Genomic DNA, 6,183 nt, shown 5'->3' with positions numbered 1-6,183 from the left:
AAAACTCTATGTTGACCTTTTCAGCCAAGAGCACCCACTATTGGCTTAAAATATTAAAACATGACACCTATCTTTACAGAAAAAGCACCAAGACCAGTGGGACCCTACTCCCAAGCACTTATAGCAGGTGGCTTTTTGTTCCTGTCGGGTCAAATAGGCATTGACCCAAATACTGGAAAGCTCAAGGAAGGTTTTACAGACCAAGTTAAACAGGTCTTTGACAACATAGAGGCAATACTGCAGGCAAGTGGTGTGGATAAGAAGAGTATAGTAAGGGTAGTGGTCTACCTAAAGGACATTAGCCTTTTCAAAGAGTTTAATACCCTATACGAGGACTTTTTTAAGGATGTGCCTGTCAAACCTGTAAGAACAACCGTTGAAGTGAGTGGTCTGCCTCTTGGTGCTCTTGTGGAGCTTGAGATTACCGCACTTGCCAAAGAAAGGACATGATACCCTCTGACCTTGAACCACCCTATGACGAACTTGCGGAAAGGGCAGTCTTGGGTGCAATAATTGCAGACCCAGAGACCATGCCTACTGTGCTTGAACACCTCAGAGAAGAGGACTTCTACTTTGAAAATCATAGATTGCTCTTTTCTCTGCTATATAAGGTTTGGGAGGATAAGGGAAAGGACTGGGATGATATAGTCCTAAGAGAATATATAGAGAAACGGGGGCTTAAGGAAAGGTTGGATATGGCTTTTATCTACTCACTTGTGGAAGAGGCTGCTACCGGAAGCCTTCTTGAAGAGGCTATAAGAAGCGTAAAGGAAAAGTCTGGACTTAGAAAATTAATGGACCTATCCCTTAGTGTGCTAAGGGGCATAAAAGAAGAGCCAGACCTTGAAAACCTTCTTGAATATCTAAACACAAAACTCATAGAGATATCAGAAAAACAGATAGTTAGCCATTACTGGCATATAAGGGATGTGGCGAAGGAGGTTATTGATATTATAGAAAAGCACCGGAAACAGGAAAGGCTTATAACCGGCATAGCAACAGGCTTTCTTGACCTTGACCTTTTAACCACTGGTTTTCATCCCTCCGACCTTATAATAGTGGCTGCCAGACCGGGTATGGGTAAAAGTAGCTTTATGCTTTCAATGGCAATACACATGGCAATGCAAGAAAAAGTGCCCGTTGTCATATATTCCCTTGAGATGAGTAAAGAACAGCTCGTGATGAGGGCTTTGTCTATGCTTTCTGGTGTTCCTCTTCAAAACATAAGGAGGGGTTTTGTAAACGAAGAGGATAGAAACAAGCTCATATCTTCTGCTCTTGACCTTTCAAGATGTGAAATATACATAGATGATACTCCTGGTCTTTCTACCACTGATGTGAGAATAAAGACAAGAAAGCTAAAAAAGGAAAAGGGTGTGGAAGTAGCCTTTATTGACTATCTTCAGCTCCTTAGACCTCCTACAAGAAGGTCTTCAAGACAAGAGGAGGTGGCGGAGATATCAAGAAACCTTAAGGCACTTGCAAAGGAGCTCTCCATACCCGTTGTAGCCTTAGCACAGCTCTCACGCCAAGTGGAGCATCGTTCAGACAAAAGACCACAACTTGCAGACCTTAGGGAGTCTGGACAGATTGAGCAAGATGCGGACCTCATAATCTTTATTCACAGACCAGAATATTACAAAAGAAACCCATCACCGGAGGAGCAGGGGATAGCGGAAATTATAGTAGCAAAGCAAAGGCAAGGACCCACTGGAATTGTAAAGGTTGCCTTTCTAAAAGATACAGCCAGCTTTAAACCGCTTACATTGGGTATCTCTACTAACACGGAAGAATACGAGCAAGAGTTTGAAGATTTTTCAGAAGATGAGTTTGACTTAGATTTTTAGCGTATAATCTTATCCATGTTTAGTATGACGGGATATGGGTCAGGAAGTTTTGAAAACGAGAATTGGGCTGTTAGTGTATTTGTGAAAAGCCTAAACGGTAAAACCCTTGAGGTGTTTATAAAGTCAAATTACAATCTCATGTCTCTTGAATTTCTTGTGAGAAAGTTGGTAAGGGAGTTTATTAGAAGAGGGACGGTTAACCTGCACATTGAAGTTAAAAGAAAGGGAATTATTGAGCCTGTGAGCTTAGATGACTTGTTTAGAAATATAAACTTTTTCAAGATAATAAGAGACAAATTGGACTTGAAGGTGAGCGATGATACTATTCTTCATTTATCCGCAAAGTTTTCAGAAGCTCCAAAGGAGGAGATAGACCCTTCTCTTGAGGAGGCAATTTCCTGTGCCTTGACGGATGCACTAAAGGAACTTCTCAATAGAAGAGCGGAAGAGGGGGAACACATAAGGAAGTATATGGAAGAGAGGCTTGCGCGCATTGAGGCGCTTCTCCAAAAGATAATAGAAATTAGAGAAGAAGTCTATCAGAGGGTAAAAAATAGGGTCTTGGAAAAGGCAAAAGAGCTCGGGCTTTCCGAAAACAACGCCTTGGTGCTTAACGAGATAGCTCTTATTCTCTCCAAGATGGATGTAGAAGAGGAAATAAGTAGGTTTAGGGCACATCTTATCAAGAGCAAAGAGCTTTTTAGGTCGCAGGATGAGGTAGGAAGGAAGTTAGAGTTTCTCTTTCAGGAAATGCATAGGGAGATAACCACACTCGCTAACAAACTTCCAGACCTGTCACATCTCGCAGTGGAAATAAAGACAGAGATTGACAGGCTAAAACAACAGGTAGCAAATGTGGAGTAGTGGTATAATATATATATCTTAGCGGGCGTAGCTCAGAGGTGGAGCGGCTGCTTGCCATGCAGCAGGTCGCGGGTTCGAGTCCCGTCGCCCGCTTTTAGGCAACGTGGCCGAGTGGTTAGGCGAGGGACTGCAAATCCCTTCTACGGCGGTTCGAATCCGCCCGTTGCCTTAAAAATATAACGAGGAGGTTTGCTTATGCCAAATACGAGACAAGCCAAGAAACGTATGAGAAGAGATGAAAAGAGAAGGTTGAGAAACAGGTATCATCTATCAAGAATGAGGACTTACATAAAGAAATTTAGAAGGATGGTAGAAGCTGGTCAGTTAGAAGAAGCTAAACAATTCTTGCCAGAAGTGATAAGTATAATCTATCATACCGCATCAAAGGGTGTTATTCACAAAAATGAAGCAAGCAGAAGAGCCTCAAGACTTACCAAGCTTCTTAACAAAGCTCTTCAAAAGGCTCAAGGGCAGGTAAGCTAAGGGTTCTCTAAGCATTAAAAGGCATAACCAATAGACAGCTACCGCAAAGGGTATTGAATACAAAACTCCGTAAGGGGAGGGTTTTAGTAAAAGTAGAAAAATACACATAACCAAGGTGGAAAAGATAGACTTCATAGTGGTTATTAAGTAGGCTTTTATGTCCAAGCTTTTCTCTTTCCAAAAATATAGCAAAAACCCTAAGCCTGCTACAGAGGAGCTTGCAGTCCCAAGAGCAAGACCTACCACGCCAAGTTTTAGGACAAAGGCAAAAACAAAGGCAAAAAGACCCTCGGATAAAACCGCAAAGAGAGAAGACAGCACGGGAGTTTTTGTGTCTCCTTTTGCAAAAAAGGCACTTGCCAGCACCTTTTGAAGGGAAAAGAAGACAAGACCCAAGGAGTATACCGCAAGCACTTTGCCTGCTATTGCTATGTCTTCTTCTGAAAACCTTCCCCTTCCGTAAAGCAAGGCTATTATCTGATGCGATAGCACCAAAAGACCTCCAGTGGCAGGAAGGGCAAGCAGTGTAATAAACCTAAAGGCGAGGGTGATGTTCTTCTTTGGGTCTTGTCCGCTTGCCAAGACAGAAAGCAAGGAGTTTGCCATACCCACAGACAAGGCACCCAAAGGAAGTTGGAATATTCTGTTGGCGTAATAGAGGTATGATATGGCACCCAATGCCAAAAAAGAAGCGAGAAAGGTATCTATAAAAAAGGAAAGTTGAGCCACACCAAATCCCATCAAAGCTGGGATAAGTCTTTTCAAAAGAAGGTTTAGGTCTCTGTCTCTTTTAAGCGTTGGCTGAGGTAGGAGCTTTTGAGAGACTACCGAAGGAAGGTGAAAAACTAACTGGGCAAAGCCCCCCGCTAAAACTCCTAAAACAAGAGCCATATAACCCAAACTGTGAGAAGCGAGTGCAATACAAAGAGCCATTACTATGTTAAAGACCGCCTGTGCAAAAGCAGGAACAAAGAAAACTCCCCTTGTGTTTAATACCGCCATAAAGAAGGCACTAAGCCCTACAAAAAAGAGATAGATAAAGAGAAACCTTGCCATAAAGACCGCCAATTCAAAGTAGCTTTTACCTACTATTCCTGGAGCTATAAGCCTTATTATCCACTCTGCAAACAGAATGCCTGCAAGGGTTACCAAAAGATTAAAGAGCGTATAGTAGGTAAAGGTTGAATTGAGAAACTCCCTTTCCGTTCCTTCCTTTACCCTTTTGGCAAAGATGGGAACAAAGGCTGCGTTAAAGCCACCCTCTCCAAAGAGCCTTCTAAAGGTGTTGGGAAGCCTAAAGGCTACAAAAAAGGCATCTGTTATATGAGAAACACCAAAGTAGTAGGCTATCAAGGCATCTCTTACATAGCCTATTATCCTACTTAAAAGGGTGGCGATGGAGAAGGAAATGGAGTGCTTGAGTAATCCCATTTTTTCTACTAATGCCGGAGGCGGGAGTCGAACCCGCACGCCCTCACGGGCACTGCCCCCTCAAGACAGCGCGTCTGCCAGTTCCGCCACTCCGGCTTGGTTATTATATTATACATCATGAACTCCAATTTGCCAAGGCTCTATGCCATAACAGACAGCAAAAGATACCCAGATATGCTCCAAAGGCTGGAGAAAGCTCTCAAGAAGGGTATAAGAATGGTTCAGCTCAGGGAAAAGGAGCTTTCTGGACTTGAATACTACCAGCTTGCAAAGAGGGTAAGAGAGCTTACGCAGAACTATGATGCCATGCTTTTTATAAACGATAGGGTAGACATTGCGCTGGCGGTGAATGCGGACGGAGTGCACCTACCAGAAAAGGGTCTGCCACCCAGCGTGGTTAAGAAGATAGCACCAGAGCTCCTGGTGGGATACTCCGCACATAGCCTTGAGCAGGCTCTCTGTGCTCAAGAAGAGGGTGCGGACTTTATAACCCTTAGCCCTATCTTTAAAACCCAGTCCCATCCAGAAGTAGAACCTATAGGTCTTGGTCTGCTAAAAGAAGTTTCTCAGAAGCTATCCATCCCCGTATACGCTCTGGGTGGAATTACATGGGACAGGATAAAACTCTGCTACAAAAACGGTGCTTATGGTATCGCCGGCATAGGATTATTCTTTGACCATGTTGATAGTGATTGGAGGAGCGACGGGTAGCGGAAAGTCAGAAGTGTGCTGTCTTTTAGCAGAAAGGATTGGAGGAGAAATAATAAGTGCAGATTCCATGTGCGTCTATAGACATATGGATATTGGCACTGCAAAGCCTTTGGAATGTATGGGAAAGGTCAAACACTATCTGGTGGATATAGTGGAGCCGGGAGAATCCTTTGATGCTAAACTTTTTGAAGAGTTTGCTCTTAAGGCTGTGAGGGAGATATCAAGTAAGGGGAAAGTCCCCATAGTATGCGGTGGAACATATCTATACATTCAAGCACTACTTTACGGAATAGAGGAAACGCCACCACCAGATTGGAAACTAAGGAAAAGACTTTACGAGATAGCAGACAAAAAGGGAAGTGAATATCTCTACAGCAGGCTTAGGTCTGTTGACCCACAATATGCACAGAAAATATCTCCAAAAGATACAAGAAGAATAGTTAGGGCTCTTGAAGTTTTCATAAACACGGGAAAACCCTTCTCCTCCTTTCATCGTTGGAGCAAGCCAAGGTTTGACTTTGTTGGGTTTTATCTTCGCTGGAGTTGGGAAAGGCTCTCTGAAAGACTTGAAGAAAGAACAAAGAAAATGCTTGAGATGGGACTAATGGATGAGATTGAAAAGCTTATGAAAATGGGCTTTGAAAACTTTCTCACATCACCTCAAGCTATAGGCTACAAGGAGTTTATTCCCTGTATGAAAGGAGAAAAACCTTTGCAAGAGTGCCTTACTGAAATGGTAAAAAACACAAAGGAATATGCTAAAAGGCAGATAAGGTGGTTTAGAAAACAGGGATGGCATGAAGTGGACATGGAAAAGGTTGGTATAGAAGGAGCAGTAGAGGAGATA

The 6,183-nt window shown here is 43.0% G+C and carries 7 protein-coding genes and 3 tRNA genes; 8 read left to right on the top strand and 2 right to left on the bottom strand.

The genetic code is table 11. The features are described 5' to 3' along the window. Positions 1-60 precede the first annotated feature (60 nt). The 6 genes from WKI49_03450 to rpsT all read left to right on the top strand — a co-directional run bounded on the left by WKI49_03450 (position 61) and on the right by rpsT (position 3,194). Entirely contained in the window at positions 61-450 is a 390-nt protein-coding gene (locus WKI49_03450) for a Rid family detoxifying hydrolase (GenBank protein MEJ7621558.1), read from the top strand. Beyond that, positions 447-1,847 (top strand): replicative DNA helicase, encoded by a 1,401-nt coding sequence (gene dnaB / locus WKI49_03445; GenBank protein ID MEJ7621557.1) that lies wholly within the window; start codon positions 447-449, stop codon positions 1,845-1,847. The genes WKI49_03450 and dnaB overlap by 4 nt, the downstream gene beginning before the upstream one ends. Before the next feature lie 15 nt (positions 1,848-1,862). Further along, complete coding sequence (locus WKI49_03440) at positions 1,863-2,711, top strand: DUF1732 domain-containing protein (GenBank protein ID MEJ7621556.1); 849 nt, start codon at positions 1,863-1,865, stop codon at positions 2,709-2,711. Between the two features lie 21 nt (positions 2,712-2,732). Then, positions 2,733-2,804 (top strand) — tRNA-Gly (locus tag WKI49_03435). A 4-nt stretch (positions 2,805-2,808) separates the two neighbouring features. After that, positions 2,809-2,880, top strand: a tRNA-Cys gene (locus tag WKI49_03430). Positions 2,881-2,906: 26 nt separating this feature from the next. Next, complete coding sequence (rpsT, locus tag WKI49_03425) at positions 2,907-3,194, top strand: 30S ribosomal protein S20 (protein ID MEJ7621555.1); 288 nt, start codon at positions 2,907-2,909, stop codon at positions 3,192-3,194. Here the strand turns inward: rpsT and murJ are convergent. Both murJ and WKI49_03415 read right to left on the bottom strand, forming a co-directional pair. Further along, positions 3,135-4,625: a murein biosynthesis integral membrane protein MurJ gene (murJ, locus tag WKI49_03420; protein ID MEJ7621554.1), complete on the bottom strand. Its 1,491-nt coding sequence runs from the start codon at positions 4,623-4,625 to the stop codon at positions 3,135-3,137. The two genes, rpsT and murJ, sit on opposite strands and share 60 nt — an antisense overlap. A gap of 12 nt (positions 4,626-4,637) precedes the next feature. Next, a tRNA-Leu gene (locus WKI49_03415) sits at positions 4,638-4,721 on the bottom strand. A 21-nt stretch (positions 4,722-4,742) separates the two neighbouring features. On the opposite strand from WKI49_03415, the gene thiE reads away from it, so the two are divergent. Then, positions 4,743-5,336 carry a thiamine phosphate synthase gene (gene thiE / locus WKI49_03410; protein MEJ7621553.1) on the top strand — a complete coding sequence of 198 codons (594 nt, stop codon included), beginning with the start codon at positions 4,743-4,745 and terminating at the stop codon, positions 5,334-5,336. Beyond that, positions 5,305-6,183, top strand: an 879-nt coding sequence (gene miaA, locus WKI49_03405; protein ID MEJ7621552.1) for a tRNA (adenosine(37)-N6)-dimethylallyltransferase MiaA, incomplete at its 3' end; no start/stop codon positions are given. The genes thiE and miaA, both read left to right, overlap by 32 nt.

The organism is Aquificaceae bacterium (assembly GCA_037722135.1).
GTDB lineage: Bacteria > Aquificota > Aquificia > Aquificales > Aquificaceae > Pampinifervens > Pampinifervens sericum.
Note: the sequence above shows the minus strand (reverse complement) of the source record. Positions and strands in the feature narration are given on the sequence as shown.